The 26579-nt window shown below is 63.7% G+C and carries 27 protein-coding genes; 15 read left to right on the top strand and 12 right to left on the bottom strand.

Annotated elements, in window-relative coordinates; all coding sequences use genetic code 11:
- From GM676_RS15280 to GM676_RS15270, 3 genes are read left to right on the top strand one after another with little or no spacing between them, the layout of a single operon-like run.
- Positions 1–819 (top strand): CheR family methyltransferase, encoded by an 819-nt coding sequence (locus GM676_RS15280; RefSeq protein ID WP_155464513.1) that lies wholly within the window; start codon positions 1–3, stop codon positions 817–819.
- Between the two features lie 2 nt (positions 820–821).
- Complete coding sequence (locus GM676_RS15275; protein WP_155464512.1) at positions 822–1424, top strand: chemotaxis protein CheB; 603 nt, start codon at positions 822–824, stop codon at positions 1422–1424.
- Positions 1424–2605, top strand: a complete 1182-nt coding sequence (locus GM676_RS15270; protein WP_155464511.1) for a hybrid sensor histidine kinase/response regulator — start codon at positions 1424–1426, stop codon at positions 2603–2605. Before GM676_RS15275 ends, GM676_RS15270 begins: the two co-directional genes overlap by 1 nt.
- Here the strand turns inward: GM676_RS15270 and GM676_RS15265 are convergent, their stop codons facing one another.
- The 7 genes from GM676_RS15265 to GM676_RS15235 all read right to left on the bottom strand — a co-directional run bounded on the left by GM676_RS15265 (position 2606) and on the right by GM676_RS15235 (position 8916).
- Positions 2606–3010 (bottom strand): EF-hand domain-containing protein, encoded by a 405-nt coding sequence (locus tag GM676_RS15265; RefSeq protein ID WP_229262706.1) that lies wholly within the window; start codon positions 3008–3010, stop codon positions 2606–2608.
- Positions 3011–3042: 32 nt separating this feature from the next.
- A complete protein-coding gene (locus tag GM676_RS15260; protein WP_371866255.1) occupies positions 3043–4581 on the bottom strand; it encodes a S10 family peptidase in 1539 nt (512 codons plus the stop codon).
- A gap of 97 nt (positions 4582–4678) precedes the next feature.
- Entirely contained in the window at positions 4679–5158 is a 480-nt protein-coding gene (locus GM676_RS15255; RefSeq protein ID WP_155464510.1) for a nucleoside deaminase, read from the bottom strand.
- Positions 5155–6138: an aromatic ring-hydroxylating dioxygenase subunit alpha gene (locus GM676_RS15250; protein ID WP_155464509.1), complete on the bottom strand. Its 984-nt coding sequence runs from the start codon at positions 6136–6138 to the stop codon at positions 5155–5157. The genes GM676_RS15255 and GM676_RS15250 overlap by 4 nt, the downstream gene beginning before the upstream one ends.
- A 2-nt stretch (positions 6139–6140) precedes the next feature.
- On the bottom strand, positions 6141–7217 hold the full coding sequence (locus GM676_RS15245) for a BMP family ABC transporter substrate-binding protein (RefSeq protein ID WP_155464508.1): 1077 nt from the start codon (positions 7215–7217) through the stop codon (positions 6141–6143).
- Positions 7218–7241: 24 nt separating this feature from the next.
- Positions 7242–8090 carry an outer envelope protein gene (locus GM676_RS15240; RefSeq protein WP_155464507.1) on the bottom strand — a complete coding sequence of 283 codons (849 nt, stop codon included), beginning with the start codon at positions 8088–8090 and terminating at the stop codon, positions 7242–7244.
- Positions 8091–8205: 115 nt separating this feature from the next.
- Positions 8206–8916: a GntR family transcriptional regulator gene (locus GM676_RS15235; protein WP_155464506.1), complete on the bottom strand. Its 711-nt coding sequence runs from the start codon at positions 8914–8916 to the stop codon at positions 8206–8208.
- A 231-nt stretch (positions 8917–9147) separates the two neighbouring features.
- Here GM676_RS15235 and GM676_RS15230 point away from each other — a divergent pair, with 231 nt between their 5' ends.
- From GM676_RS15230 to GM676_RS15215, 4 genes are read left to right on the top strand one after another with little or no spacing between them, the layout of a single operon-like run.
- A complete protein-coding gene (locus GM676_RS15230; RefSeq protein WP_155464505.1) occupies positions 9148–10725 on the top strand; it encodes an ABC transporter ATP-binding protein in 1578 nt (525 codons plus the stop codon).
- Positions 10712–11773 carry an ABC transporter permease gene (locus GM676_RS15225; protein WP_170304302.1) on the top strand — a complete coding sequence of 354 codons (1062 nt, stop codon included), beginning with the start codon at positions 10712–10714 and terminating at the stop codon, positions 11771–11773. The genes GM676_RS15230 and GM676_RS15225 overlap by 14 nt, the downstream gene beginning before the upstream one ends.
- The gene (locus GM676_RS15220; RefSeq protein WP_155464504.1) at positions 11770–12657 is read left to right on the top strand and encodes an ABC transporter permease; all 888 of its coding nucleotides are present in this window, start codon (positions 11770–11772) and stop codon (positions 12655–12657) included. Before GM676_RS15225 ends, GM676_RS15220 begins: the two co-directional genes overlap by 4 nt.
- Before the next feature lie 32 nt (positions 12658–12689).
- A complete protein-coding gene (locus GM676_RS15215) occupies positions 12690–12968 on the top strand; it encodes a 2Fe-2S iron-sulfur cluster-binding protein (RefSeq protein WP_155464503.1) in 279 nt (92 codons plus the stop codon).
- Positions 12969–13172: 204 nt separating this feature from the next.
- Here the strand turns inward: GM676_RS15215 and GM676_RS15210 are convergent, their stop codons facing one another.
- The gene (locus GM676_RS15210) at positions 13173–14072 is read right to left on the bottom strand and encodes an AraC family transcriptional regulator (RefSeq protein WP_155464502.1); all 900 of its coding nucleotides are present in this window, start codon (positions 14070–14072) and stop codon (positions 13173–13175) included.
- A 112-nt stretch (positions 14073–14184) separates the two neighbouring features.
- Between GM676_RS15210 and GM676_RS15205 the strand changes: the two genes are divergently transcribed.
- On the top strand, positions 14185–14721 hold the full coding sequence (locus tag GM676_RS15205; protein WP_155464501.1) for a carboxymuconolactone decarboxylase family protein: 537 nt from the start codon (positions 14185–14187) through the stop codon (positions 14719–14721).
- Here GM676_RS15205 and GM676_RS15200 read toward each other — a convergent pair whose 3' ends face one another.
- Positions 14722–15027 (bottom strand): hypothetical protein, encoded by a 306-nt coding sequence (locus tag GM676_RS15200; protein WP_155464500.1) that lies wholly within the window; start codon positions 15025–15027, stop codon positions 14722–14724.
- A gap of 60 nt (positions 15028–15087) precedes the next feature.
- On the opposite strand from GM676_RS15200, the gene GM676_RS15195 reads away from it, so the two are divergent.
- Both GM676_RS15195 and GM676_RS15190 read left to right on the top strand, forming a co-directional pair.
- Positions 15088–15357: a ubiquitin family protein gene (locus tag GM676_RS15195; RefSeq protein WP_155464499.1), complete on the top strand. Its 270-nt coding sequence runs from the start codon at positions 15088–15090 to the stop codon at positions 15355–15357.
- Between the two features lies 1 nt (position 15358).
- Positions 15359–16450: a WD40/YVTN/BNR-like repeat-containing protein gene (locus GM676_RS15190; RefSeq protein WP_155464498.1), complete on the top strand. Its 1092-nt coding sequence runs from the start codon at positions 15359–15361 to the stop codon at positions 16448–16450.
- A gap of 18 nt (positions 16451–16468) precedes the next feature.
- Here the strand turns inward: GM676_RS15190 and GM676_RS15185 are convergent, their stop codons facing one another.
- A complete protein-coding gene (locus GM676_RS15185; protein ID WP_155464497.1) occupies positions 16469–16921 on the bottom strand; it encodes a hypothetical protein in 453 nt (150 codons plus the stop codon).
- Positions 16922–17077: 156 nt separating this feature from the next.
- Here GM676_RS15185 and GM676_RS15180 point away from each other — a divergent pair, with 156 nt between their 5' ends.
- Complete coding sequence (locus GM676_RS15180) at positions 17078–18139, top strand: MBL fold metallo-hydrolase (protein ID WP_155464496.1); 1062 nt, start codon at positions 17078–17080, stop codon at positions 18137–18139.
- Here the strand turns inward: GM676_RS15180 and GM676_RS15175 are convergent.
- Both GM676_RS15175 and GM676_RS15170 read right to left on the bottom strand, forming a co-directional pair.
- Positions 18129–18467: a hypothetical protein gene (locus tag GM676_RS15175; RefSeq protein WP_371866248.1), complete on the bottom strand. Its 339-nt coding sequence runs from the start codon at positions 18465–18467 to the stop codon at positions 18129–18131. The two genes, GM676_RS15180 and GM676_RS15175, sit on opposite strands and share 11 nt — an antisense overlap.
- 131 nt (positions 18468–18598) lie before the next feature.
- Positions 18599–21067, bottom strand: a complete 2469-nt coding sequence (locus GM676_RS15170) for a TonB-dependent receptor (RefSeq protein ID WP_155464495.1) — start codon at positions 21065–21067, stop codon at positions 18599–18601.
- Positions 21068–21261: 194 nt separating this feature from the next.
- Here GM676_RS15170 and GM676_RS15165 point away from each other — a divergent pair, with 194 nt between their 5' ends.
- From GM676_RS15165 to GM676_RS15150, 4 genes are all read left to right on the top strand, one after another.
- Complete coding sequence (locus GM676_RS15165) at positions 21262–22221, top strand: LacI family DNA-binding transcriptional regulator (RefSeq protein WP_229262705.1); 960 nt, start codon at positions 21262–21264, stop codon at positions 22219–22221.
- Between the two features lie 88 nt (positions 22222–22309).
- Entirely contained in the window at positions 22310–24631 is a 2322-nt protein-coding gene (locus GM676_RS32955) for a glycoside hydrolase family 65 protein (protein WP_371866247.1), read from the top strand.
- Positions 24628–25281 carry a beta-phosphoglucomutase gene (gene pgmB, locus GM676_RS15155; RefSeq protein WP_229262704.1) on the top strand — a complete coding sequence of 218 codons (654 nt, stop codon included), beginning with the start codon at positions 24628–24630 and terminating at the stop codon, positions 25279–25281. Before GM676_RS32955 ends, pgmB begins: the two co-directional genes overlap by 4 nt.
- A gap of 22 nt (positions 25282–25303) precedes the next feature.
- Positions 25304–26572, top strand: a complete 1269-nt coding sequence (locus tag GM676_RS15150) for an MFS transporter (RefSeq protein WP_155464493.1) — start codon at positions 25304–25306, stop codon at positions 26570–26572.
- Positions 26573–26579 lie beyond the last annotated feature (7 nt).

Raw genomic sequence — 26579 nt, 5'->3', positions numbered from 1 at the left:
ATGCAGCACAGCGATACCGAAATCGAGCTGAAGATGCTGATGGAAGCCATCTACATGAAGTACAGCTACGATTTTCGCGACTACACCGGCGCCTCGCAAAAGCGCCGCGTGCTGCACGCGCTCAAGGAAATGGAGTGCGACAGCATCTCGGCGCTCCAGGCGCGCATCATCCACCAGCCGGCCGCGTTCAGCCAGCTGCTGCAATACCTGACCATCCCGGTCACCTCCATGTTCCGCGACCCCGGCTATTTTGCCGGCCTGCGCGAGCACGTGGTGCCGGTGCTGCGCACCTATCCGTCGCTGAAGATCTGGGTGGCCGGATGCAGCACCGGCGAGGAGGTGTATTCGATGGCCATCCTGCTCAAGGAGGAGGGCTTGCTCGACCGCAGCATGATTTACGCCACCGACATCAACCCGCAATCGCTGGACAAGGCGCGCCAGGGCGTGTTCCCGCTGGAGGCGATGCGCGAGTACACTGAGAACTATCAGGCCGCCGGCGGCGCCCGCAGTTTTTCCGAGTACTACACGGCGGCCTACAACGCCGCGCTGTTCGACCGCTCGCTGTGCGACAACGTCACCTTCGCCGATCACAGCCTGGCCACCGACGCGGTATTCGCGGAAACCCATTTGATCAGCTGCCGCAATGTGATGATTTACTTTAAAAAGAAATTGCAGGAGCGCGCCTTCGGCCTGTTTCACGAGTCGCTGTGCCATCGCGGCTTCCTCGGGCTGGGCAGCAAGGAGAGCATCGATTTTTCCGCCTACGCGCCCTGCTTCGAGCCGGTGCTCAAGCGCGAACGCCTGTTCCGCAAACGCTGACCATGGAGCGCGCCCGACTCCAGGCCGCGCTGGCCGGCCGCAAGCCGGAGGCGGTGGTGATCGGCGCCTCGGCCGGCGGCGTGGGGGCGCTGTTGCAACTGCTGCCCGGGCTGCCGGCCAACTACGGCTGCGCGGTGGTGGCGGTGCTGCACGTGCCGGAAGGGCGGCAAAGCCAGCTGGCCGGGGTGTTCCAGCAGCGCATGGCGTTGCCGGTGCACGAGGCGCGCGACAAGGAAGAGGTGTCATCCGGAACGCTCTACTTTGCCGGTTCAGGCTACCATCTCTCTGTTGAGCGCGATCGCAGTTTTTCACTCAGCTGCGAGGCGCCGGTGCATTTTGCCCGCCCCGCAATTGATTACCTGATGGAATCGGCGGCCGACGCCTACGGCCCGGCGCTGGTGGGCATTTTGCTGACCGGCGCCAACCAGGATGGCGCGGCCGGACTGGCCGCCATCGGCGTGGCCGGCGGCCTGACCGTGGTGCAGGACCCGCGCCAGGCCGACGTGCCCACCATGCCGCAGGAAGCGATACGCTTGCGCGCGCCGGACCTGATTTTGCCGCTGGATGATATCCGTACGTTGCTGTTGATGCTGGAGAACAATTAATGCAAGACGCGTCCCCCACCAAGCTGCTGATCGTCGACGATCTGCCGGAAAACCTGCAAGCGCTGGAGGCCCTGATCCGCGGCCCCGGCCGCGCGGTGTTCCAGGCCGGTTCCGGCGAGGAGGCGCTGGCCCTGCTGTTGCAGCACGATTTCGCCATGGCCATCCTGGACGTGCAGATGCCGGGCATGGATGGTTTTGAATTGGCCGAGCTGATGCGCGGCACCGAGAAAACGCGCCAGATCCCGATCGTGTTCGTGACGGCGGCCGGCAAGGAGCTGAATTATTCCTTCAAGGGGTATGAGGCCGGCGCGGTGGATGTGCTGTACAAGCCGCTCGACCCGCCGGCGGTCAAGGGCAAGGTGGCGGTGTTCGTGGCGCTGTACGAGCAGCGCGAGGCCATGCGGCGCCAGGTCGAGGCGCTGGAGGCGGCGCGGCGCGAGCAGGAGGCCACCCAGGCCAAGTTGCAGCACGCGCTGGTGATGCGCGACGAATTCATGTCCATGGTGTCGCACGAGATGCGCACGCCGCTCAACACCTTGTATCTCGAAACCCAGCTGCGCAAGATGCAGCTGGAGCGCGGCAATATGGCGGCCTTCGGCCCGGACCAGTTGCAGCGCATGGTGGCGCGCGACGACCGCCAGATCCAGAGCATCATCCGCCTGATCGACGACATGCTGGACGTGTCGCGCATCCGCAGCGGCAAGCTGTCCTTGCGGCCGGGCTGGGTGGAGTTGTCCGGCCTGCTGCGGCGCGTGGTGCAGGACCTGACGCCGCAAGCCACCACCGCCGGCACCAGCATCACGCTGGACGCGGCCACGCCGGTCAGCGGCTGGTGGGACGAGTTCCGCATCGAGCAGATCGTGGTCAACCTGCTGACCAATGCGCTGCGCTACGGCTGCCAGAAGCCGGTGCAGGTCACGCTGACGGTGGATCAGGACTGGGCGCGGGTGGATGTGCGCGATTGCGGTTCCGGCATCGCGCCGGACAAGCAGGACAAGATTTTCGAGCCGTACGAGCGCGGGGTCGGCAGCGAGGGGCCGGCCGGGCTGGGGCTGGGCCTGTACATTTCGCGCCAGCTGGCCGAGGTGCATGAGGGCAGCCTGACGCTGCAAAGCAAGCCGGGCGAGGGTTCGGTGTTCAGCCTGACGCTGCCGCGCCGCGACGCCCCGCCGGCCAGGTAATCAGCGCGAGCGCGCCTCTTCGCGGCGCTGCATCAGGTAAGCCTTGAGGTCGTCGAAGCTGACGTTGCCGCGCTGGTAGGTGTCGATGTGTTCGAAGTTTTTGTCGATGAAGCCGAGACCGGCCTTGCGCGCTTCGTCGCGGGTCAGCGTGCCGCTGCCGTCGAGGTCGGCGTCGTCAAAGCGCTTTTTCAGTTTCTGCATGGCCTGGTAGCGCAGCAGCACCGGGCCGGTGGTGGCGTCGCGCAGCGGCTTGCGCAGCGCCGGCGGCAGATAGGGTTCGGGATAGGCCGGGGTGGAGCGCACGGCAGCCGGGGCTGGCGCAACAGGATCGGTGGCCGGCGTCTGCGCGCCGGCTTGCGACATGGCCATCACGACCGTCAGCATGGCAAGTTGCAAAAGCTTCATGATTGTCTCCCCCACATCTGAAGATGCATGGCTTAGTGTGACACTGTGACGCTGTTCAGGAAATTAATCAAATCTGTTTGCTGCTGGCGGCGCGCGGTGTCGTCTAGATACGTCATGTGACCGCTCACATAGTATTTCAATGCGATAGCCTGGTTGTCGCCCAGGCGCGCCAGATCCAGCTCGGTCTGGTGGAAGGGCGTGGCCAGGTCGTGGTAGCCGTTGATGGCCAAAATCCTCATGGCCGGGTTGAGCGTCATGGCGGCGGCCAGGTCCGGGATGGTGTCCGGCAGCGGCTTGCCGTCGTGGCGGAAATCCCAGCGGTTGATGATGTCGGCGAACGGCGCGTAGGCCGAGCCGGCGCTGTAATGCAGCTCGCCCGCGAGGTAGCTGGCGATGCTGCTGGAGAAGGCGGCGTTCACCACGGTCAGCGACGGGTCGCCGTCACGGGTCAGGGTGCTGCCGTTGGGCGCGGTCACGCGGGCGTCGTAGCGGCCCAGCAGCTGGCCGCTGACGGCGTTCTGCTGGTAGTAGCCGGGCTGCATGTCGAAGTGCTGCTGCCAGGTGAGGGTGCTCAGGCCGGTGAGGTCGGACAGCTGGCCCAGCACGGCGGCCGGCGCGGCCACCTTGCCGGACAGGTAGGCGGCAATCGCCGTGCGGTAGCCGCCGCTGGCGAAGCCGCGCACCGTCTCCACCGGCACGGCGGCGGCGCGCTGGTGGTAGGCGCTGGTGAGGGCGTAGGTGGGGATGTAGCCCTCGCAGCTGACGGCGTCGGGATCGAGCACGCCGCAGTTGCTGTTGTAGTCCATGATGGCCGATTGCAGGATCAGGCCATCGACTTGCACGCCGGCGGTTTCCAGCAGGTTGGCCAGCACGGCGGTGCGCGGCGCGCCGTAGGATTCGCCGAACAGGAATTTGGGCGAGGCCTCGCGCTGGTTGACGGCGACGTAGCGCCGCACGAAATCGCGGAAGGCGGCGGCGTCCTTGTCCACGCCCCAGAAGTCGGCGTTGGTGCCGGGGGCGATGGCTTGCGAGTAGCCGGTGCCGACGGCGTCGACGAACACCAGGTCGGCGCTGGCGAGCAGGGTCTCCTGGTTGTCCACCAGCTGCACCGGCGGGATGCTGGCGCTGGGGATGGTGCTGACCAGCCGGCGCGGGCCGAAGGAGCCGAGGTGCAGATAGGTCGATGCCGAACCGGGGCCGCCGTTGTAGAAGAAGATCAGCGGCCGTTTGGCGGCGGCGCCGGCCACGGTGTAGGCCACGTAGAAGAAGGAGGCGGCGGGTTGGCCGGTCTTGACGTCGCTGGCGGTCAGATGGCCGGTGGTGGCGGTGTAGTTGAACTGCTGGCCGTTCAGCTGGATATGGCCGGCGATGACGGCGGCGTTTTCATTCGGCGCGGTGAGCGAGGCGGTGGCGGCGCTGGAGTAGACCGTGCTGTCGGCATAGGCGCCCGCAACCACGGGCGTGGTGGCTGGGGGCGTCGGCGCCGTGTCGCCACCGCCGCCGCCGCCACAGCCGGAGAGGACGACAGCGACTGCCGCTGCAATTGGTAATTTTGCTGAAAATGCCACGATATCTCCCTGTAGGGATATATCGGATGATACGCCTGAGCAGCACGCACTGCTACGTCATTCCGGCGAAGGCAGGAATCCAGGTAATGCGTGGGGCGGCTTATGGGTGCCGCCAGAAATCCTTGTGGGCGGCGCGCGCCTCGTCTTCGCGCAGCGGTCCGATGACTTCGGTCGGCCGCTGGCCGGCGGCGAACACGGTGCGGCAGGGCAGCGACAGCGTCGGGTTCTCCGGATCGCTGCCGGTCAGCTCCAGCAGGCTGGCTTCCGACATGCCATACACCACGCGCCCGACGCCGCTCCAGTAGGTGCCGCCGCTGCACATGGCACATGGCTCCGCGTTGGAATACAGCGTCGCTCCGGCCAGTTCGGCCGGCCCGTGCTTTTGCGAGGCGAGGCGCAGCGCGTTCATTTCGGCGTGCGCCGTGCGGTCGCTGCCGGAGGCGTTCATCGCTTCCGCAATCACGGTGCCATCGGCCGCCACCACCATGGCGGCAAACGGATGATGGCCTTCGTCGCGCGAGCGCTGCGCCAGCGCCAGCACGCGCGTCAGGAATGCATGGTCCCGCGGTGTTGCATTCATCTGATGACTCCGTAGTGCAAGTCCTGCTGTTTCAAATAAGCGCGGTAGGCCAGCGACATGCGGTCGCACCGCACCGACACTTCGGCGCCGGGCGCCAGCGGCAGGCGCGCCGGATACTGGCTTTCCAGGATCGGTTTATCTTGCAGGAAGATGGTGTCCTGGAACGCGCGCATCGCTTCATGGCTGGAAGTGAAATCGTTCAGCGCCATGATGATCCACACGCGCGTGCCGGTCTCGGTCAGCGGCTGCGAGAACAGGGCGATCGCCTCGCGGATCGCGCCCGGTGGATGCTTGGTCAGGATGGAGGTCAGCGGGCGCACCACGCGGTAGGTGTATTCGATGTCGCTGCCGCCGGTGGCGGAGCGGCTGGCTTGCGGCTGATACGCGTAGCACTGCCTGGCCCACACGCCGCTGCCGTACTCCGCATCCTCGAACGTTTCGACCGTGTAGTCGGGCACCGCCGGCTGCCGCTTGTCGCCGAGGATACCTTCGTGCACAAAGGCGAAATGCGCCATGTCGAGAAAGTTCTCGATGATGCGCGGCGCGCTGGCCTGCACGTCGTAGGGGCCGCACCAGACCTGGCGCAGTTTGTCGTCGGCGAATTCGGGAAACGCCGGCGGCCCGGCATGCGCCGGCGTGCCCAGACAGACCCACGCCATGCCGTACTGTTCCCGCACCTGGAACACCGCCACCTGCGCCTTCAACGGCGCATCGGGCAGCGCCGGGATGTGGGTGCAGCGGCCTGCTTTGCCGAAAGCCCAGCCGTGATAAGGGCAACGCAGCGTGTCCTCTTGCAGCGTGCCCATGGAAAGCCGCGTGCCGCGATGCGGGCAGCGGTCCTCCCACGCGTGCAGCACGCCGCCGCTGTCGCGCCACAGCACCAGGCGCGTCTCCAGCAGGTCGGTGGCCAGCATGGCGCCGGCCGCGATCTGGCTGGAGAGCGCGACCGGGTGCCAGTCGTTGTAAAGGACCGGGTCCATGCTTATTTCGGTATCGTGCCTTCCACGCCCTGGACGTAGAAGTTCATGCCCAGCAGCTCCTTCTCGGGAATCTTCACGCCGGCGGCATATTTCACCGCGCCCGACTGGTCCTTGATCGGACCGGTGAACGGATCGAAGCTGCCGGCGGTGAGCGCGGCCTTCTTCTCGTCGAACAGCTTCACGGTTTCCGCCGGCACCACCGGGTTCACCTTGGACATCTTGACCATGCCTTCTTTCAGGCCGCCGCGATACGACTCGGTTTTCCAGGTGCCGGCCAGCACCGCCTTGGCGGTGTTGATGTAGTAGCCGGACCAGTCGTTGGTGGCCGCCGTCAGGTGCGCTTTCGGTGCGAACTTGGACATGTCCGAGTCCCAGCCGAAGGCATACACGCCCTTTTCCTGCGCCACTTGCAGCGTGGCCGGCGAGTCGGTGTTCTGCGCCATCACGTCCGCGCCTTGCGCCACCAGCGTTTCAGCGGCCTGGCGTTCCTTGGCCGGGTCGTACCACGAGTTCACCCAGATCACCTTGGTCTTGATCTTCGGATTGACGCTTTGCGCACCCAGCGTGAAGGCGTTGATGTTGCGGATCACCTCGGGTACCGGGAAGGAAGCGATGAAGCCCAGCGTATTCGACTTGGTCATCTTGCCGGCCAGGATGCCGTTCAGGTAAGCGCCTTCATACAGGCGCGATTCGTAGGTGCCGAAGTTCTTGCCGGTCTTGAAGCCGGTGGCGTGCATGAAGGTCACGCCGGGCGTGGTCCTGGCGACTTTTTCGGTCGCGTTCATATAGCCGAAGGAGGTGGTGAAAATCAGCTTGTTCCCTTCGGCCACCAGCTTGCGGATCACGCGTTCGGCGTCCGCGCCTTCGGGCACGTTTTCCACGTAGCTGGTTTTCACCTTGCCGCCCAGTTCCTTCTCCAGCGCCAGGCGGGCCTGATCGTGTGCGTAGGTCCAGCCGGCGTCGCCCACCGGGCCGACATAGATGAAGCCCACCTTCAGCGGATCGGCGGCGAACGAAGGCGCGGCGGCCAGCGCGGAAGCGGTGGCCAGGGCGGCGAGTACTTTGCGGCGATTCATCATGCGAGTTCCTTTGCGTTGAGAGGATTAGAAGTGGTATTCGGCGCGCACCATCGGCGTCTTGGCGGTGGCGCCGGGATTGTTGGTGCTTGGGTTGCCGAACTTGTTGCGCCAGTATTGGTACTCGACGCCGATCTTGAAGGTATTCTTCGGCGTGCCCACCGCTTCGCTGATGTCGTACATGATCTGCATGTCGATGTTGGTCTCCGGCGCGGTGCCGCCGCCGAATTCATTGGTGCCTTTGGCGGTGATGAAGTTGGCGTAGCCCTCGAACGACAGCGGGATGCCGATGTTGAACGGGATGCCCCAGGCGCCGGTCAGCATGGCGTGCGTTTTGTAGGCGTAGCGCGGCGTGGCCTGGTTGGTGAAGGTGTTGTACGGTGCGTTCGATTCCCACAGGGCCAGCAGGCTGACGTCGAGGAAGCCCGGCACGTCCAGCATCAGGGTCGGCCCGGCCACCACCATGCGCTTCTTGGAGTTGTAGCCGGCGTCGGTCTTGCTGTTGTAGTCGAAACCGAGGGTGGCGCCGACGCCGCGCACCGGGCCGAAGGCGTAGCTCTGCTTGAAGATCTTGCCGAAGTCCAGCGTGTGACGATACACCACATAGGCCTCGTGCGCGCCGCTGTTGGAGCCGGCCGCCGACGGGTCCAGTTCGGACGACATCAGCAGGTCGACACTGAAGAAGTTTTTGCCGTATTTGTAGCCGGAGACGCTGCTCAGGTTGACGATGTTCTTGGTGATGTCGTTGTTGTTGAATGGCTCGGCGAACTTGGTGCCATAGCGGTAGCTCAGCGACGTATCGCTCCAGTCGGCCGCCTGCGCGGTGCAAGTGGCGAGGAGGGCGAGTGCGGCGGCGCGGCGGACGAGATGTGACATACGAGCTCCATTCAAGTGGTAATGATCAGGTTTGAAAGCACTTTTTTTGTATCCAATCGTTTTAGCAATTGGATTCAATCTCGTCTACCTCGTTAGCAAGATGCGGGCCAACTATTCAGCGTCCGGACAACACTTCCGCCAAATTGACTTTTTTGTCTTGCTCCGCCAGTCGCAATCGTGCTTCGATTTCCAGCAGGTGGTGTTCGATCAGATGGGTGGCTTCCTTTACTTTTCCTTTCTCGATCAGGGTGGCCAGGTTCTGGTGCTCGTCGTTCTCGCACATGGCGCTGCCGGGCGTTTCGTACAGGGCGATGATCAGCGAGCAGCGCGACACCAGCTCCTGCATGAAGCGTTGCAGCACGTGGTTGCCGGCCAGTTGCGCCAGCAGCAGGTGGAACTCGCCGCCCAGCCGTATCCAGCCGGCGCGGTCGCCGCTGCGGCGCGCCGCGTCTTCCGCCGCCAGCGCCGCGCGGATGTGCCGGATCGATTCCGGCGTGGCGTTGCGGATCACCAGCGGCACGATCTCGCGTTCGATGGCGCGTCGCGCGGCGAAGATCTCGCGCGCCTCCCGCGGCGTGGGCGAGGCGATCACCGCGCCGCGATTGGGGCGCAGCTCGATGATGTGGTCATGCGCCAGCCGTTGCAGCGCCTTGCGCACGGTGGTGCGGCTGACCTGATACAGCTCGCAGAAATCGGCCTCGCCCAGGTGGGGGCCGGGCGGCAGGCGGTGACTCATGACGGCGTTGACGACGGCCTTGTAGATACGCATGTCGACGGCGGTGGTACCGCGTTTGACTGCTTGCCCGGCTTTGCGCTTGTCGGCCATTGCGTGGTTCTCCAGAGATGAATGATGCGTACCTTTGGTTAAGCAGGAAGCGTGCTAGCTTGTGTACAAAGCATGGGCACAGATTGTGTACGAAACGACTTTGTTTGGGCCATTTGCGCACGCTTTTGGGGAGTGGCGGGCCGAAACGGCACGTTTTCCGGTGCATGGATGTGGCATGCTACTTGCGTCTGTAGTTCTGTCCTGTTTTGTATACGATGGAGGAAGACGCCGATGACTGAACCGCGCTTGCAGATGCTCGGCATCTCCAAGATCTATCCCTCGGTGGTGGCCAATGCCGATGTGAACCTGAGCGTGATGCCGGGCGAGATCCACGCTGTGCTGGGCGAGAACGGCGCCGGCAAGAGCACGCTGATGAAGATCATTTACGGCGTGGTCAAGCCGGATGCCGGCCAGATCATGTGGGAGGGCCGGCAGGTCCACATCCACTCGCCGCACGATGCGCGCAAGCTGGGTATCGGCATGGTGTTCCAGCACTTCGCCTTGTTCGAGACGCTGACGGTGGCCGAGAACATCGCGCTGGCGCTGGATGACAAGCAGTCGCCGGCGGCGCTGGCGCCGCGCATCCGCGCCGTGTCGGAGCAGTATGGTTTGCCGCTGGATCCGGAGCGGCTGGTGCACAGCATGTCGGTGGGCGAGCGGCAGCGGGTGGAGATTGTGCGCTGTCTGCTGCAATCGCCCAAGCTGCTGATCATGGACGAGCCGACCTCGGTGCTGACGCCGGACGCGGTGCTTAAGCTGTTCGAGTCGCTGCGGCGGCTGGCGGCGGAGGGCGTGAGCATTCTGTATATCAGCCACAAGCTCGATGAGATTCAATCCTTGTGCGACAAGGCCACGGTGCTGCGCGGCGGGCGCGTGTCCGGAACCGCGCTGCCGAAGCAGGAGAGCGCCAAATCGCTGGCCGAGTTGATGATCGGCCGCGAGCTGCCGGTTTGTGTGCACCAGCCGCGCGAGCCGGGCGAGGTGTTGCTGTCGCTCGATGGCCTGTGCGTGAAGAGCGACGATCCGTTCGGCACGCGGCTCAAGGAGGTGAGCTTGTCGCTGCGTAGCGGCGAGATTGTCGGCATCGCCGGGATTTCGGGCAATGGTCAGCAGGAGCTGTTGAAGGCGATTTCCGGCGAGCGCACGCTGAGCGTGCGGGAAGGGACGATACGGCTGTGCGGGCAGGATGTCGGCGCGCTCGATGCGGCCCAGCGCCGCCAGCTGGGCCTCGGCTTCGTGCCGGAGGAGCGGCTGGGACGCGGCGCGGTGCCTGACTTGTCGCTGGCCGATAACGCGCTGCTGACCGGCTACGTGCCGGCCGGGCGGCAAGGCCGTGACGCAACCGCCGGCGCCATGCTGCGCAAAGGACTGATCCAGCGCGGGGCGGTGCGTGCGTTTGCGGAGCGGGTGATTGAGCGCTTCAAGGTCAAATGCGGCGGCACGGCATCGGCGGCGGCCTCGCTCTCTGGCGGCAACCTGCAAAAGTTCATCGTCGGCCGCGAGATCCTGCTGGCGCCCAGGGTCATGGTGTTCGCCCAGCCGACTTGGGGCGTGGACATCGGCGCCGCCATGCTGATCCGCCAGGCCATCATCGACATGCGCGACCAGGGCGTGGCGGTGCTGGTGCTGTCCGAGGAACTGGACGAATTATTCATGCTAGGCGACCGTCTCGCCGTGCTGGCGGACGGCCGCCTGTCGCGCGCGGTGCCGGCGCAAGCCACCAGCATCAACCAGATCGGCGTGTGGATGAGCGGCGATTTCGACTATTCCACCCAACCGCAGGGAGCTCCCGAATATGTCCAGGCTTGAACGACGCCCCGAACCCTCGCGCCGCATGATGCTGGCCTCCCCGCTGATCGCGGCGGTGGCCATGCTGCTGACCGGCTCCATGCTGTTCTTCTTCATGGGACAGGAACCGCTGCACGCGTTCTACGTCTACTTCATCAAACCGTGGACCACGGCCTATGGCATCGGCGAATTGCTGCTGAAAGCCACGCCGTTGATCCTGTGCGGCGTCGGGCTGGCGATCGGCTTCCGCGCCAACGTCAACAACATCGGCGCCGACGGCCAGCTGACCATCGGCGCCATTGCGGCTGGTGCGGTGGCGCTGTACTTCGACGAAGTGCAGGCTTGGTGGGTACTGCCGTTGATGCTGCTGGCCGGCGCCGTGGGCGGCATGCTGTGGGCGGCGATACCGGCGTTGCTGCGCACACGCTTCAACACCAGCGAAATTCTGGTCAGCCTGATGCTGGTGTACATCGCCTACCATTTGCTCAGCTATCTGGTACACGGGCCGATGCGCGACCCGGCCGGCTTCAACTTCCCGCAATCGAAAATGTTCAGCGAGTCGGCCACCTTGCCGCTGCTGGTGGAAGGCTTGCGCGTCAACGCCGCCTTCATCCTGTCGCTGCTGATGGCTGGCGCCGCGTGGTTCTTCTGCAAGCACACCTTCGCTGGCTATCGCATGCAGGTCAGCGGCATGGCGCCGGCCGCCGCGCTGTATGCGGGCTTTAGTGAGCCGCGCAATGTGTGGCTGGCCTTCATGGTGAGCGGCGCGCTGTCCGGCATCGCCGGCGTGGGCGAGGTGGCGGGGCCGCTGGGGCAGTTGCAGCCATCGGTGTCGCCCGGCTATGGCTTCGCGGCCATCATCGTGGCGTATGTGGGACGCTTGCATCCGCTCGGTGTGGTGCTGTCGGCGTTGCTGATGTCCCTGCTGTACATCGGTGGCGAGACGGCGCAGATCGAGCTGCAAGCGCCGTCCGCCATCACCGGCATCTTCCAGGGGCTGCTGTTGTTTTACCTGCTGGCCGCCGACCTGTTCATCCACTACCGCATCCGAAACGAGGTGTATGCATGATGACCACTGAATTGTTGATCGCCTTCCTCGCCAGTACCGCCGGCGCGGCCACGCCGCTGGTGGTGGCGTCCATGGGCGAGCTGGTGACCGAGCGTTCCGGTGTGCTCAATCTGGGGCTGGAGGGCATGATGCTGGTGGGCGCGGTGGTCGGCTTCGGGGTTACGCTCACTTCCGGCAGCATGACGCTCGGTTTGATGGCGGCCATGGCGGCGGGCATGCTGATGTCACTGGTATTCGGCTTTCTGGTGCTGACGCTGCAAACCAATCAGGTGGCCACCGGCCTCGCCTTGACCTTGTTCGGGATTGGCGTCTCGGCCTTCCTTGGCCGCGGCTACGTGGGGCAGACGGTGGAGCGCATGCCTGTGCTGTGGGGCTTTGACGGCATGGTGTACTTCTCGATTGCGCTGGTGCTGCTGATCGGCTGGATGCTGGCGCGCACGCGGCTTGGGTTGATCATCCGCGCGGTGGGCGAGTCGCCGCACAGCGCGCACGCCATTGGCTTCCCGGTGATCGGCCTGCGCTACGGCACGGTGCTGTTCGGCGGCGCCATGGCGGGACTGGCTGGCGCCTACCTGTCGCTGGCGCTGACGCCGATGTGGGTGGAGGGCATGACCGCCGGCCGTGGCTGGATCGCGCTGGCGCAGGTGGTGTTTGCGACGTGGAAGCCGCGCGGCGTGTTGATCGGCGCCTACCTGTTCGGCGGCGTGACGGTGTTGCAGTTCCACGGGCAGGGCATGGGGCTGGCGATACCGTCGGAGTTCCTGTCCATGCTGCCATACATTGCTACCATCGTCGTGCTGGTGCTGATCTGCCGAAACCCGCAGACCATCTTGTTGAATAAACCCATGTCGCTGGGGCAGAACTTCAAACCGGACCAGGCCTGATACCATGTCGCTTTCTAAGCGCGGCAGGGACCATGAAGATTACGCTGGCAGGGCAGGGATGGACGTTTGACGCCGAGGCGCCGGACACGGTGCTGGAAGCGGCCGAGCAGGCCGGCATACGCCTGCCCAGTTCCTGCCGCAACGGCACCTGCCGCACCTGCATCTGCCTTTCCACCAGCGGCGCGGTGCGCTACAAGATCGAATGGCCGGGCCTCAGCCTCGACGAGAAGCGCGAAGGCTACATCCTGCCCTGCGTCGCCATCGCCACCGCCGACCTGACCATCGAAGCCCCGGCCGCCAGCCAGTTCTAGGGGATTCAGAAGGGGAGACATTGGCGTTCCCTTGTGGATTTCGTTCTATTTTCTCTTCTGTTTTCCCCTATTTCTCTCTATTTTTCCTCTGCCCTGAACTTCTTGTGGGTTTGCCGGTCTAAATCCAGGAGAAGGCTGGGACTTGCCCGAGCGGCGCAAGTTCCGCTATCGCTTGGAGGACGTAGCGTACTAGTGGAATTTGGTCTACGCAATGTCACGGGTGCGTTTGCGGTAGGCGCCGGGGCCGAGGCCGTACTGGCGCTTGAAGGCGCGGTTGAAGGCCGCTTCCGACTGGTAGCCGACCGCATCGGCGACGGCACCGGCGGCGCGGCCTTCGTCCAGCAGGCGGGCGGCGCGCGCCATGCGCAGTTGTGTCAGCACGTCGGCCGGCGTGGCGTTGGCGGCTTGTTTGAACAGGCGCGCGAAGGTGGCGCGCGACATGTGGCTGGCTTCCGCCAGTTCTTCCAAGGTCCATGATTTTTCCGGCGCGGCCAGCATGCCGTTCAGCGCGGCCTGCAAACGCCGTTCGGCCAGCACGCCGATCAAACCCGGCACTGCCAGCGCCTGCTCCAGCCAGGTGCGCATCAGCAGCGCGAACAGGGCCGATGCCAGTTGCCGCACGATGGCTTCAGAACCGTTGCGCGGCGCTTCCGCTTCCTCCTGCAACATGCGCATCAGGTGGCGCAGGCTTTGCGCGTCGGGCCGGCCGGCGGTGCGCACCACCAGCATCGGCGGCAGGGCGGCCAGCAGGCCGGCGCCGCCCTCGGCGTCAAAATGAAATTCGCCGCACAGGATGTCGGTTTGCGGGCCGTCGCCGTCATTGCTTTCATAGCGCAGCAGGCCCGGCTCGGCGCGCGGCGGCGTGGCTTGCGCCGGATCGCCGATGTGCAGCCGGTGCGCGGTGCCGTGCGGGAAGACGATGATGTCGCCGCTTTGCAGCTGCACCTCGCCGCACAGCGCCTCGCCGTGCACGATCAGGTGATAGGGGGCGACGCCATGCGGCGCGCCGTCGTGGTCCAGCACCCAGGGCGCGCCGAAGCGGCAGCGCACGTCCAGCGCGGTGCGCACGGGGTAGAGGGAAAGCAGGTGGCTAAGGGAATCCATACTATGCTGATGAGACGATAGAGCAAATTATAGAGCATTTCAGGCATTCATCATCGCAGCCGACCGGCCTAGACTGTGTTCCATACCAACTCACTTTGAAAGGAAACACATCATGTCCCGTCTGTTCACCCAGCCCGTCTCGGAAGCTACCGGCCACGCCGCCCAACTGTTCACCGCCATCAAGGGCGCGATCGGCAAGGTGCCGAATGCCTATGTGGGCATCGGCAGTAACAGCCCACTGGCGCTGGAAGCCGCGCTGAATCTGGACGGCGCGCTGCGCAAAAGCAGCCTGAGCGCCAAGGAGATTGAAGTGATCAAGCTGGCCGTCAGCCAGGATGCGCAGTGCGATTACTGCCTTGCCGCACACACGCTGATGGGCGGCAAAGCTGGCCTGAGCAAGGACGCCATCCTTGGCGTGCGCCATGGTCAGGCCACTGGCGACGCCCAGGTCGATGCGCTGGCCGCGTTTGTCCACGCCGTGGCGCGCACCAGCGGCGATGTGCCGGCCGAGGCCGTGCAGGCGGTGAAGCAGGCCGGCTACAGCGATGCGCAAATCGTCGATACGCTGCTGGCGATCACCTCCATCACCTTCACCAATCTGTTCAACCGGGTGAATGTGACGGCGCTGGATTTCCCAGCGGCTGACTGATCAGTCCTTTCTGCGGAGGCGGCTCAGCAGCGCCTCCGTGGTCTGGTTGAGCGGCACGTCATGCTGGCGCAGCATCTGCACGTGCAGCACGAGGTTTTCCAGCACCAGCTTGGCGGCCACCGCCAGCAAGGTCAGGTGCTTGTCTTCCTCGCTGAAGTTCTCCATCGCGTCCGCCATCTCGCACAGGTGGTTGGCGATCAGCCCGCGCAACTCTTCCTCTTCAAACGGCAGGTCGGCGAAATCGATGGGGTCTTCCTTCTCCACTTCCTGCATCAGCAGTTCCAGTTCTTGCGGCGTAATCGACATGCAGGGCTCCGGTGGTTGAGGCGATTTCATTTTAGCCCCAATCGGCATAGAATCTGCAAGATGGCGAAATTGATATTCACCCAGCAGCTGGGCCGCTTCATGCGCGTGCCGCAAGTGGACACCACTGCGGCCGATCTGCGCAGCGCGCTCGACGGCTGTTTCGCCGACCATCCGCGCCTGCGCGGCTACGTGCTCGACGAGCAGGGCGGCCTGCGCGAGAACGTGGTGATCTTCATCGACGGCCAGCGCGCCCGCGATCCCAAGCGGCTGGATGACGCGCTCACGCCACAATCCCAGGTCTACATTTTGCAAGCACTGTCAGGAGGCTGATATGTCCGATCGCGCCTACATCGCGACCCGCAAAGGTTTGTTTGAAGTGTATCGCACGCATGAGGCGTGGCTGTTGGACCAGCAGCATTTCCTCGGCGATCCGGTGTCGATGGTGTTGCCGGACCGGCGCGACGGCACGCTGTACGCCGCGCTCAACCTCGGCCATTTCGGCGCCAAGCTGCACCGGCGCGATCCGGGCAGCAAGGAATGGGTGGAAGTGGCGGCGCCGGCCTTCCCGGCCAAGCCGGCCGACAGCGCCGATCCGGTCGAGTGGACCGTCAAGCAAATCTGGTCGCTGGCGACCGGCGGGCCGGACGAGCCGGGCGTGCTGTGGGCCGGCACCCTGCCGGGCGGCCTGTTCCGCTCGGCCGACCGCGGCGGCAGCTGGCGGCTGGTGGACGGCTTGTGGAATGTGCCGGAGCGCGCCAGGTGGATGGGCGGCGGCTACGATGTGCCGGGTATCCACAGCATCTGCGTCGATCCGCGCGACAGCAAGTCGGTGCTGGTCGGCGTGTCCTGCGGCGGCGCCTGGCTGACCGAGGACGGGGGCGCCAGCTGGACCATGCGCGCCAAGGGCATGAAGGCCGCCTACATGCCGCCCGAGCTGGCCGACGATCAGGCGGTGCAGGACCCGCACCGCATCGTCCGCTGCGCGGGCGAGCCGGACAAGCTGTGGTGCCAGCATCACAACGGCATCTGGCGCAGCATCGACAATGGCGCCAACTGGCGCGAGATCACGCCGGCCGCGCCGATCTCCAACTTCGGCTTCGTGACGGCGGTGCATCCGCGGGACGGCGAGACGGCCTGGTTCGTGCCGGCCGAGGCCGACAGCAAGCGCATCCCGCCGCAAGCCTCGCTGGCGGTCACCCGCACCACCGACGGCGGCCGGCACTTCACCGCCTGGCGCGGCGGCCTGCCGCACCAGCATTGCTACGATCTGGTGTATCGCCACGGGCTGGCGGTCAGCGATGATGGGCAGATTCTGCTGATGGGCTCCACCACCGGCGGAGCGTGGCTGTCGGAAGACGGCGGCGGCCAGTGGCAAACCATCTCCACCAACTTGCCGCCGATTTACGCGGTGGCGTTCGCGTGAAGAAGTCCTCAAGCCAGATCAAGATCGAGCGTTTTTGATAACTTGCGCAGTGCTAGCTTTAGCTAGCGCTAATTCGAACAGGCTTCTGTCCGAGTAAATTTGGATGAGGTTTCCAGTCTGCGAAAGATGCTGGGCAATGGCAACCGTCAAGTTGATGAGCTTGGACCCCGTAAGCACACTTACCCGTTTCAGCTGCTCTCTGGTGATTGCAAAAAAACGGGTCCACTCTTGACTAACCTCGACAGTAACCAACTCAGCATGTTCAGCATCGACTAACAGCTCAAGCTTCCCGTGCCGAAGGATTTCAAGACGTATTTCATCCAGTGCCGCAGTGCCGAATTGCCCTTGATCGTTTCCGGTGATCGTGACAAGTAATGCTCCAGGCGTTAAGCGTCGAAAACAAAATGTGCCGCTCCCACTTTTAAGAACGGTACTACCGTCAACGATTGATTTGCTTACACTAATTTCCATGGGATAGAGCGTCGGTTAGAAAGGTGGAAGAGCCAAGGTCTGCTTTTGGCCGAACTCGGCCGATGAGTGAGAGGATAGCACCTTGAATTCTCGCCACAATATTTGCGTGCGTGACTCGTCTTGACGGTTAGATCGACTAACCGCAGGAGTACCACCATGACGTATCCATCTGCCGCCGATAGTTTGGACAGCTTGCCGGTGCCGAGCGCGCCGCGTTCGCGTGACGGCCGTTTCCGCAATCCGGTCCGGATGCACAAGATGGGCTTGTTCAAGACACTGGGCATCATGCTGCGTTTTGCCTTCGACAAGCCGAAGGACACGGTGCCGTCCCTGCCGATCCCCGTTCACGCGATCACGCAGCAGCAGTTAATGGATGCTCCGGATCGCAGCCTGTTCCGCCTTGGCCACTCGACCGTGCTGCTCAAGCTCAACGGCCAGTTCTGGCTGACCGACCCGGTGTTTTCCGAGCGCGCCTCGCCGGTGCAGTGGGCCGGGCCGCAGCGCTTCCACGCGCCGCCGATCAGCATCGAGGAGCTGCCGCCGATCAAGGGCATCATCCTGTCGCACGACCATTACGACCACCTGGACCGCGCCGCCGTGCTCAAGCTGGCCGGCAAGACCGAGCACTTCATCACGCCGCTGGGCGTGGGCGACCGTTTGATTTCCTGGGGCATCCCGCGCGGCAAGGTGCAGCAGCTGAGCTGGTGGCAGACCGCCTTTGTGGCCGGCCTCAAGCTGGTGGCCACGCCGGCCCAGCACTTCTCCGGCCGCGGCCTGGGCGACCGCAACAAAACCTTGTGGGCCTCGTTTGTGATCGAGGATCGGGACGTTCGGCTGTTTTTCAGCGGCGATAGCGGCTATTTCGACGGTTTCAAGGAAATCGGCCGCCGTTACGGCCCGTTCGACCTGACCATGGTGGAAACCGGCGCCTACGATCCGCAGTGGCCGGACGTGCACATGCAGCCGGAGGAGTCGTTGCAAGCCCACATCGACCTGCGCGGCAAGGTGCTGCTGCCGATTCACAATGGCACTTTCGATTTGTCGCTGCACGCCTGGCACGACCCGTTCGACCGCATCGCCCAGCTGGCCGAAGAGCGCCGCCTGCCGCTCGCCACGCCGGAAATCGGCCAGCCGCTGGACATCCGCCAGCCGCATGCTGAACGCAAATGGTGGGAACCGCTGGTGGCCGAGGAAGCGCTGGCCGGCGTTATGCCGTGATGTTGATGTACTGGCCGATGGTCTGACCCAGCGTGTTGATACTCGGCTTGGGCTGGACCAGCTCGGCCGGCAACTGCTGGGCCGAGCGCGGCGGATTTTCAATCGCGCTGCTCAGGTTGACCGACGGCGCAGGCTGCTCCGTCGCCTGCGTGGCCTGATTGCTTTCGCGCTGGTTGTCGCTCAGGGTCTGCTTGTCCTTGGCCAGCTGGGCGCGGCTGGTTTCCAGCCGGTCCGCATCCTGATTCACGCGCACCTGATCCTTTTGCACCTGCCTTTCAGCTTGTGCAACCGATGCTTGCAGCGCGTTGATGGAGAGCAGCGTAGCCACTTTTCTTTCCCTGATGCAAAACTCTGGACATGGTGAGGCAGGATCGTGTCATACGATCTATTGCAGATTAGGCCATGAAAACAAAAAAGGCAAGGCCAACCGCGCCTTGCCCAAAGAGGGAGAGTTCCAGCTTAGAAGCGGTACAAGAGCGACGCTTCCCAGGTGCGGCCGAACAGCGGACGCGCGTTGATCGGACCGACGTTGCCGGTGGTCAGGCGCGAGTTGCCCTCGGTCAGGCCCAGCTCGTTGTTGAGGTTGGTGCCCGCCAGGCGCACCTCGATCTTGTCGCCGAACGAGAACAGCACGCCGGCGTCGATGGTGCGGTAGGACGGCAGGTACTGCTGGTTGGCCTGGTCGGCCCAGCGCTCGCCGATCGAGGTGTAGGTCGCGTACAGCTTGGCCGCGTTGCCATCGCCAAACGGAATGCGGTAGGTCGGCGTGAAGCGGAATTGCAGCTTCGGCTGGCGCTGCACGGTTTTGCCGGCGGTGGCCGGGTTGTCGCGGTACTCCGACTTCTGATAGTCGCCGGTCAGTTGCAGTTGCAGGTTCTCGATCGGACGCACGGCCAGCTCAAACTCCACGCCATTGCCTTTCGAGCCGCTGATCGAACGCAGTTCCTGGCCGTTGGACAGCACTTGCGAGAAGGCGATGCCGTCAAATTCGGTGTGGAAGGCGTTGATATACGCGGTGTACAGCTGCGATGCGGTCTTGAAGCCGATTTCGTACTGGCTCACCTTCGGCGTCGGCAGCAGGTTGCTGTCGTTCACATTGGCCTGGGTGCCGGCGCCGCGCAGGTCGTCAAACGAAATGAAGGTGTGGCCGCGGTTGGCGCGCACGAACACCGAGGTATCGCGCGCCAGCTTGTAGTTGCCGCCGATGGTGAACGAGTTGGCGCTGTCGGTACGCGTCAGGTAGGTGTTCGAACCGTTCGGCATCGAGGTGCCGTTGTTGTACACGGTCAGCGGATTGTTGTCGGTGTCGGCCGAGGTCAGGTTGGAGATGGTGCCGCTGATCTTCTGCTGCTCGTGGCGCATGCCGAAGTCGACCTTGATCTTGTCGTTGACCTTCCACTCATCCGATGCGAACACGGCGGTGTTGCGGCCGTCGTACGACGCCACCGGCGCGTAGAACACATTGCCGTCGGTGCCGTTCTTCGACACCACCACGCCGTTGTTCAGGGTGACGTTGATCAGGCTGGCTTGCGGCACGGCCGTCATCAGGTGGCTGTTGCCCAGATACCAGACGTCGTGCGAGGAATAGTCGGCAAAGTAGCCGCCTACCGTCACGGTGTTGTCCTTGAAGATTTCCTTGCTGACGCGCAGCTCGTCGGTGAAGGATTTCAGCTGCTTCTCCACCGCCCACAGGCCGGCCTGCACCACCTGCTGGCTGCCGCTGACCGCGCCGCCCTTGACCAAGGTGGCGGTGGCCGAGGTCGCCAGCTGGCCGCCGGCCGCGGCCACCACGGCCGCGTTGCCGTTGGCCGAAGCGATGGCGGCGTTGATGTAGTCGCTCATCGACAGCGGGTTGTTACCGGTGAACATGGCGATGGTGTTGAGGTCGCCGTCAAAGCGGTTGAACTTGTTGGAGATGCTCCAGTCGCCGACCTTCTGGTCGAAGTTGGCGCCGAACACCGTGGCTTTCAGGCCGCGGCCGTCGCCCAGGTCCTTGGTCAGCGTTTTGCCGGGCGCCGCCTCGATGGTGAAGTTGCGCATCTCGCCGCTCATCAGCGTGCCGGTCAGCGGATCGAAGCCGGGGAAGGCGCTGATGGTGCGGCCGCCGTTGCTGGAGATCAGCGGCACGCCGGTGTAGAAGGCGTTCTTGTCGTCGGTGCTGCGGGCGTACAGGGTCAGCTTGCCCTGATCCAGATTGCGGGTCAGGGTGGCGGTGATCTGGTGGCCGTCGTCGGCCGGGAAACCGGCGTCGCGCACGCCGTCGGTCTTGCGGTAGAAGCCGCCGACCGAGCCGTACCAGCCATCGCTGATCTTGCCGCCGTAGTACATGTCGACCCGGCGCAGGCTGCCGGTGCCGGTGGTGAAGCGCACCGTGCCTTCCGGCGTGTCCGTGCCTTCCTTCAGGATGAAGTTCATGGTCGCGCCCGGCTGGCCGTTGGACCAGATGGTCGACGGGCCGCCGCGCAGCACTTCCACGCGCTCGATGGTGTCGTCCAGGCGGAAGGCCGACGAGCCTTCAAAGAACGACAGGGTCGGCGGCGGGAAGATCGGGTTGCCCATCATCTGCACCGAGACGAACGGCGAGTCGGAACCCGACGGGAAGCCGCGCACCTCGATGTTGGCGCCGGACTGGCCGCCGGTCGATTCCGCGTACACGCCCGGCACGATCTTCATGATGTCGGCGGTGCTGGACGGCGCGGCTTGCTTGAGTTGCTCTTCGTTGGCGGTGGTGATCGAGAAGGCCGAGTCGACCTTGCGCACGCCGCGCGCCGAGGCGACGCCGGTGACGACCACTTGCTGGATTTCCTTCGAAACTTCTTTGGACGGCTCGCTTGCCGGGGCTTCGGCCGTCTGGGCTTGGGCGGCGGCTTGGTGGACTAAAACGAGGACTGCGGCCGCGATGGCCGAAGGCAGGAACGGGTTTTTCATCGTGTCTCTTCTTTCTTATTAGGTGTTGAGTTCGGCCATTGAAACAAGAAATGATATCGATGTCAATTGAAATGTTATCGATGTCATTTTTCGCGACAAATTTGAAATTTCTGTCATAATGCGTCCGCACCCCCGCTTTTTGAACCGAAAAAACAACGATGCCCGCGAAGAAGACTGTAGCAACAGCCCTGACAATGGAAGATCTGGCCCAGCTGGCCGGCGTCTCCAAGATCACGGTTTCGCGCGCATTGCGCGACAGTCCGCTGGTCACGCCGGAAACGCGCGAGAAAATCCGCGCGCTGGCCGAACAACAGGGCTATCGCTTGAACGTGAGCGCGCGCAATTTGCGCATGGGCCGCAGTTATTCGGTGGCGGTTGTTGTGGAAATGACACCCGTGCGCGGCCGCCCGATGTCCGATCCGTACCCGCTGGAGCTGTTGGGCGGCATCACGCAGGAGCTGACCACGGCCGGCTACAGCGTGGTGCTGACCTCCAAGCAGTTGATGAACACCGCGCCGGTGATGGGCGCGGACGGCTTGATCCTGCTGGGCCAGGGCTCGCACGGCGAGGCGGTGCGCACCTTGCAGCAGACCGGCATGCCGCTGGTGGTGTGGGGCGCGCCGGAGCAGGGCGCCGACTACATCGTGGTCGGCTCGGACAACCGCAAGGGCGGCATCAGCGCGGCCGAGCGCTTCATCGCGCAGGGCCGGCAAAAGCTGGTGTTTCTGGGCGATGTAGACCACGCCGAGGTGCAGGAGCGTTGCGCCGGTTTTATCGACGCCATGGGCGGCGCGGCCACGGTGCACATCATCCGGCCGAAGGCGTTCACCTTCGAGGCGGGCTTCGACAGCATCTCGGCGCTGTTGAAGAAGAAGGGCGCGTCGTTCGACGGCGTGTTTGCCGCCAGCGATTTGTTGGCCATGGGCGCGATCCGCGCGCTGGCCGAAAAGAATTTGCGGGTGCCGGAGAATGTCTCCGTCATCGGCTACGACGATACGCCGGGCGCGGCCAGCTTCGTGCCGCCCCTGACCAGTGTGCACCAGTACCTGCGCGATGGCGGCGTGTTGTTGGCCAGGAAAATGTTGGGCCTGATCGAAGGCCAGCCGGTCGCTTCCGAAATGCTGCCGACCACCCTGATGGTACGCCAGACTTAGTTTTTCCCGAAAAGCAGCAAAAACGATCAAAAACCGCTGTTTTTCAAAATTCAAACCGCTTTGAATCGCTTTTTCTAAGGAATTCGCTGTGCAACAACACACTTATCCTCTTGAAGCCTGGTGCATCCGCGAGACCAGCTTTGACACCGCATCCCACTTCCTCGACGAGACCTTGTTCGCGCTGGGGAATGGCTATATCGGCTTGCGCGGCACCGCCGAAGAGGGCTATGGCGGCCCGGCCGGCACCTCGCTGGATGGCACCTACCTGAACGGCTTCTACGAGTCCGAGCCTATCCAGTATCCGGAAGCGGCGTACGGTCTGGCCAAGGTCAACCAATTCATGCTGAATGTGCCGAACGCCAAAGGCGTGGAGCTGTGGCTGGGCGATGAGCGCTTCGATCTGCTGACCGGCTCTATCCAGACCTACGAGCGCGTGCTGGACTTCCGCACCGGCCTGCTGACGCGCGTGGTGGAGTGGACCTCGCCGCAAGGCCGCGGCGTGCGCGTGCGCAGCCGCCGCATGGTCAGCTTCGAGAACAAGCACCTGTTCGCGCTTGAATTCGAGGTGACCTCGCTGAACTATGAAGGACCGGCGCGTCTGGTGTCCGCGCTGGACGGCGCGGTGAAGAATCAGGAAGCGGGCGATGATCCGCGCGTCGGCTCGGCCATCTCCGGCCCGACGCTGCATTTGGTGGACAGCGAACAGGCCAACGGCTTCTCGGCGCTGGTGCAGAAGACCCACAACAGCGGCTTCACGCTGATCAGCGCCACCGAGTCGGTGTTGAGCGCCGACCTGCCGGCCGTGAGCGCGCAAGACGGCCAGCGCCTGACGCAAAGCTGGTCGCTGGCGCTGGCCGCCGGCCAGACCGTCACCTTGACCAAGTACGGCAGCTACTACTCCTCGCGCGACTATGATGCGAAAGACCTGATGTGGCGCAGCCAAGACACGCTGTCCAACGCCGCCGCCGCAGGCTTCGACGTTCTGCGCCTGTCGCAGGAACAGTACCTGGCCGACTTCTGGCAGCAGGCCGACGTGCAGATCGCCGGCGACGACGCGCTCCAGCAAGGCATGCACTTCAATCAGTTCCACCTGCTGCAATCGGTGGGCCGCGACGGCAAGACCAACATCTCCGCCAAGGGCGTGACCGGCGAAGGCTACGAAGGCCACTATTTCTGGGACACGGAAATCTACATCTTCCCGTTCTTCCTGTATTCCAAGCCGGAGATCGCGCGCAAGCTGCTGGAGTACCGCTACGCCGGCCTGCCGAAAGCACGCGAACGCGCGCGCCAGATGTCGCACGACAAAGGCGCGCTGTACCCATGGCGCACCATCGCCGGCGACGAGTGCTCGGCCTACTTCCCGGCCGGCACCGCGCAGTATCACATCAACGCCGACATCGCGTACTCGATCAAGATGTACATGGATGCCACCGGCGATCAGGAATATCTGCTGAAGGCCGGCGCGGAAATCGTGATGGAGACGGCGCGCATCTGGACCGGTATCGGTTCGTACGACCGCGAGGGCCGCTTCTGCATCAACCAGGTGACCGGTCCTGATGAATACACGGCGCTGGTCAACAACAACTACTACACCAACGCCATGGCGCGGATGCATTTGAACTTCGCGGCGTCCATCGCGGAGCAGTTGCAGGCGCAGGCGCCATCCGAATTCGCCCGCATCGCCGCCGCCATGGCGCTGGACGTGAGCGAGCCGGCCGAGTGGCGCCGTGCCGCATCGCTGATGCGCCTCCCGTACGACGAAGCGCTGCAAATCCACGCACAGGACGATAGCTTCCTGTCCAAGAAAGTGTGGGATTTCGCCAACACGCCGAAGGAAAACTATCCGCTGCTGCTGAACTACCACCCGATGGTGATCTACCGCCATCAGGTGTGCAAGCAGGCCGACGTGGTGCTGGCGCTGCTGCTGCTCAGCGATCAGTTCACGCTGGAGGACAAGCGCCGCGACTTCGATTACTACGAAGCGGTGACCACGCACGATTCCTCGCTGTCCTCCTGCATCTTCGGCATCATCGCGGCGGAAGTGGGTTATCAGGACAAGGCCTATCACTACTTCATGGAGACCGCGCGTCTCGATCTGGACGACACGCACGGCAACACCCACTACGGCGTGCACACGGCGGCCATGGCCGGCACCTGGCTGGGCGTGGCGTATGGCTTTGCCGGCATGCGCGTGGCCGGCGGCGCACTGCACTTCGCGCCGCAACTGCCGAAGCAGTGGCAGCACTACACCTTCAAGATCCACTTCCGTGGCGCCCTGCTGGAAGTGCATGTGGAAGCGGGCCGCGTTGAATACCGCCTGCTGCAAGGCGAATCTTTGTCCTTTACGCACGGCGGCGAGTCGGTCGCGTTAAGCCTGTCGCAACCAAAGCAATCAAGGAGCTTTGAATGAATCAACCGCTGAGCCGCTTCAAAGCAGTCATCTTCGATCTGGATGGCGTGATTACCGATACCGCCCACTACCACTACCTCGCGTGGAAGCAGCTGGCGGAATCGCAGGGTGTGCATTTCGATCACGAGTTCAATGAGAGCCTGAAAGGCATCGACCGCATGGGCTCATTGGATCTGATCCTCGCCTCGGCGTCGCGTCAATACACGCCGGAGGAAAAGCTGGCGCTGGCCGACGTCAAGAACCGCCACTATCAGGAACTGATTTCCACCATGTCCGCCGCCGATCTGCTGCCCGGCGCGGTGGCCGCATTGGACACGGTGCGCGCCGCCGGTTTGCGCATCGGCCTGGCCTCGGTCAGCAAGAACGCCTTTACGGTACTGGGCCGCCTGGGGATCACCGATAAATTCGATTACGTGGTGGACGCCGCCACCATCGCGCGCGGCAAGCCTGACCCGGAAATTTTCCTGCGCGCCGCGCACGAACTGGGCGTCGCACCGGCCGACTGCCTTGGCGTGGAAGACGCGGTGGCCGGCGTGGCAGCCATCAAGGCAGCAGGCATGTTCGCGCTGGGGATAGGCCATCCCTTCGTGCTGACCGAAGCGGACGTGGTGATAACAAGCCTGAAAGAATTCAACCTCGCCGCTTACTAAGACCAACAACGGAGACAGCAGCATGAAGAACAATAAGATTCTATTCGCACTATTCCTGGTCTACTTCGTCTTTGCCATCCTGCTCAACAGCGTGGGCACGGTGATCCTGCAAGTGATCGGCAACTACGGCGTGAGCAAATCCGCCGCCAGCGTGCTGGAAGGCTTTAAAGACCTGCCGATTGCGGTGGTGTCGTTTTTAGTGGCCTCCTTCCTGCCGCGCATCGGCTACAAGAAGGCCATGTTGATTGGCCTGGCCATCGTCACCGCCGCTTGCGTGGCGATGCCGGTGCTGCCGTCGTTCGCCACCACCAAGGCCTTGTTCTTCTGCGTCGGCGTATCGTTCGCGCTGGTGAAGGTATCGGTGTATTCCACACTCGGCCTGATCGCGGCCGACCGCAAACAGCACGCCAGCACCATGAATCTGCTGGAAGGCTTCTTCATGCTGGGCGTGTTGAGCGCCTACTGGGTGTTCGGTTACTTCATCGACTCGCACGATCCGCTGTCGCAAAGCTGGCTGCATGTGTACTGGGTGCTGGCCGTGCTGTGCATGCTGACCTTCGTGCTGATCCTGTCCACGCCCTTCAACGAATCGATGGCCGCGCTGCCGGAAGGGCGCGGCATCGCGCAGGACTTCGCCGCCATGCTCAAGCTGTTCTTCAAGCCGCTGGTGTGCGTGTTCGTCATCACCGCCTTCCTGTACGTGCTGATTGAGCAAAGCGTCGGCACCTGGCTTCCGACCTTCAACAACGAAATCCTCAAGCTGCCGGCGGCGATGAGCGTGGAGGTGACCAGCATCTTTGCCGCCTGCCTGGCCGTGGGTCGCCTGTCGGCCGGCGTGTTGATGCGCAAACTGAACTGGTATCCGGTGATGAATGCCTGCGTGATCGGCATGGCCGCCATGGTGTTGCTGGCGCTGCCGCTTACCCACGACGTGGTGGCCGATCCGCACATCACCTGGGCCACAGCACCGCTGGCGACCTTCCTGTTCCCGCTGATCGGCCTGTTCATGGCGCCGATTTACCCCGGCATCAACTCGGTGATGCTGAGCTCCTTGCCAAAAAATCAGCACTCGGCCATGACCGGCCTGCTGGTGATTTTTTCAGCATTGGGCGGCACCACCGGCTCGCTGATCACTGGTTATGTATTTGGCAATTTTAATGGTCATTTTGCTTTCTATCTGACGCTGGTGCCCATCACAATTGTCCTGGTGATGTTGTATTTCTTCAAAAGAGCAGTCGATGACGGTGGCGGTGGCTTCGACCCTGCCGCTATAATCAGCGGTCAACATTGAACGATCG

The organism is Duganella radicis, from assembly GCF_009720825.1.
GTDB lineage: Bacteria > Pseudomonadota > Gammaproteobacteria > Burkholderiales > Burkholderiaceae_D > Rugamonas > Rugamonas radicis.
The sequence above is the reverse complement of the archived record's forward strand: the minus strand, read 5'-3'. Positions and strand labels throughout refer to the sequence as shown.

What these genes read in the sequence shown, in the direction of transcription:
- GM676_RS15280 (WP_155464513.1), top strand. Translation starts at nt 1, where the DNA reads ATGCAGCACAGCGATACCGAAATCGAGCTGAAGATGCTGATGGAAGCC.
- GM676_RS15275 (WP_155464512.1), top strand. Translation starts at nt 822, where the DNA reads ATGGAGCGCGCCCGACTCCAGGCCGCGCTGGCCGGCCGCAAGCCGGAG.
- GM676_RS15270 (WP_155464511.1), top strand. Translation starts at nt 1,424, where the DNA reads ATGCAAGACGCGTCCCCCACCAAGCTGCTGATCGTCGACGATCTGCCG.
- GM676_RS15265 (WP_229262706.1), bottom strand. Translation starts at nt 3,010, where the DNA reads ATGAAGCTTTTGCAACTTGCCATGCTGACGGTCGTGATGGCCATGTCG.
- GM676_RS15255 (WP_155464510.1), bottom strand. Translation starts at nt 5,158, where the DNA reads ATGAATGCAACACCGCGGGACCATGCATTCCTGACGCGCGTGCTGGCG.
- GM676_RS15250 (WP_155464509.1), bottom strand. Translation starts at nt 6,138, where the DNA reads ATGGACCCGGTCCTTTACAACGACTGGCACCCGGTCGCGCTCTCCAGC.
- GM676_RS15245 (WP_155464508.1), bottom strand. Translation starts at nt 7,217, where the DNA reads ATGATGAATCGCCGCAAAGTACTCGCCGCCCTGGCCACCGCTTCCGCG.
- GM676_RS15240 (WP_155464507.1), bottom strand. Translation starts at nt 8,090, where the DNA reads ATGTCACATCTCGTCCGCCGCGCCGCCGCACTCGCCCTCCTCGCCACT.
- GM676_RS15235 (WP_155464506.1), bottom strand. Translation starts at nt 8,916, where the DNA reads ATGGCCGACAAGCGCAAAGCCGGGCAAGCAGTCAAACGCGGTACCACC.
- GM676_RS15230 (WP_155464505.1), top strand. Translation starts at nt 9,148, where the DNA reads ATGACTGAACCGCGCTTGCAGATGCTCGGCATCTCCAAGATCTATCCC.
- GM676_RS15225 (WP_170304302.1), top strand. Translation starts at nt 10,712, where the DNA reads ATGTCCAGGCTTGAACGACGCCCCGAACCCTCGCGCCGCATGATGCTG.
- GM676_RS15220 (WP_155464504.1), top strand. Translation starts at nt 11,770, where the DNA reads ATGATGACCACTGAATTGTTGATCGCCTTCCTCGCCAGTACCGCCGGC.
- GM676_RS15215 (WP_155464503.1), top strand. Translation starts at nt 12,690, where the DNA reads ATGAAGATTACGCTGGCAGGGCAGGGATGGACGTTTGACGCCGAGGCG.
- GM676_RS15210 (WP_155464502.1), bottom strand. Translation starts at nt 14,072, where the DNA reads ATGGATTCCCTTAGCCACCTGCTTTCCCTCTACCCCGTGCGCACCGCG.
- GM676_RS15205 (WP_155464501.1), top strand. Translation starts at nt 14,185, where the DNA reads ATGTCCCGTCTGTTCACCCAGCCCGTCTCGGAAGCTACCGGCCACGCC.
- GM676_RS15200 (WP_155464500.1), bottom strand. Translation starts at nt 15,027, where the DNA reads ATGTCGATTACGCCGCAAGAACTGGAACTGCTGATGCAGGAAGTGGAG.
- GM676_RS15195 (WP_155464499.1), top strand. Translation starts at nt 15,088, where the DNA reads ATGGCGAAATTGATATTCACCCAGCAGCTGGGCCGCTTCATGCGCGTG.
- GM676_RS15190 (WP_155464498.1), top strand. Translation starts at nt 15,359, where the DNA reads ATGTCCGATCGCGCCTACATCGCGACCCGCAAAGGTTTGTTTGAAGTG.
- GM676_RS15185 (WP_155464497.1), bottom strand. Translation starts at nt 16,921, where the DNA reads ATGGAAATTAGTGTAAGCAAATCAATCGTTGACGGTAGTACCGTTCTT.
- GM676_RS15180 (WP_155464496.1), top strand. Translation starts at nt 17,078, where the DNA reads ATGACGTATCCATCTGCCGCCGATAGTTTGGACAGCTTGCCGGTGCCG.
- GM676_RS15170 (WP_155464495.1), bottom strand. Translation starts at nt 21,067, where the DNA reads ATGAAAAACCCGTTCCTGCCTTCGGCCATCGCGGCCGCAGTCCTCGTT.
- GM676_RS15165 (WP_229262705.1), top strand. Translation starts at nt 21,262, where the DNA reads ATGGAAGATCTGGCCCAGCTGGCCGGCGTCTCCAAGATCACGGTTTCG.
- pgmB (WP_229262704.1), top strand. Translation starts at nt 24,628, where the DNA reads ATGAATCAACCGCTGAGCCGCTTCAAAGCAGTCATCTTCGATCTGGAT.
- GM676_RS15150 (WP_155464493.1), top strand. Translation starts at nt 25,304, where the DNA reads ATGAAGAACAATAAGATTCTATTCGCACTATTCCTGGTCTACTTCGTC.